Genomic DNA, 479 nt, shown 5'->3' with positions numbered 1-479 from the left:
ATCCCGAAGGCGGGCGAAATCGATTACACGAAGACGCTGACGCTGGATCTCTCGACGGTCGCGCCGTCGCTCGCGGCCCCGAAGCGTCCGCAGGACCGCATCGAGATCGGCAACGTGAAGTCGACGTTCACCGATCTGTTCTCGAAGCCCGTCGCGGAAAACGGCTTCGCGAAGACGGCCGACGATCTGACGGCCGAGTACCGGACGAGCAACGGCGTGGCCGTGAAGAACGGCGACGTGCTGATCGCCGCGATCACGTCATGCACGAACACGTCGAACCCGAGCGTGCTGCTCGCCGCCGGCCTGCTCGCGAAGAAGGCCGTCGAAGCCGGCCTCACCGTCGCGCCGCACATCAAGACCTCGCTCGCCCCGGGATCGCGCATCGTCACCGAATACCTGACGAAGACGGGCCTGCTGCCCTACCTCGCCAAGCTCGGCTTCGAAGTCGCCGCCTACGGCTGCACCACCTGCATCGGCAA

General features: G+C 66.0%; 1 protein-coding gene. It reads left to right on the top strand.

Features of this window, described 5'->3' with window-relative positions:
- Positions 1–479: aconitase family protein (locus tag J5M71_RS27800; protein ID WP_243434385.1), on the top strand; the 479-nt coding region annotated here is incomplete at both ends.

Origin of the sequence: Pseudomonas sp. 43(2021) (assembly GCF_017490805.1) — a bacterium.
In the GTDB taxonomy this organism is placed as follows: Bacteria; Pseudomonadota; Gammaproteobacteria; order Pseudomonadales; family Pseudomonadaceae; genus Aquipseudomonas.
Note: the sequence above shows the minus strand (reverse complement) of the source record. Positions and strands in the feature narration are given on the sequence as shown.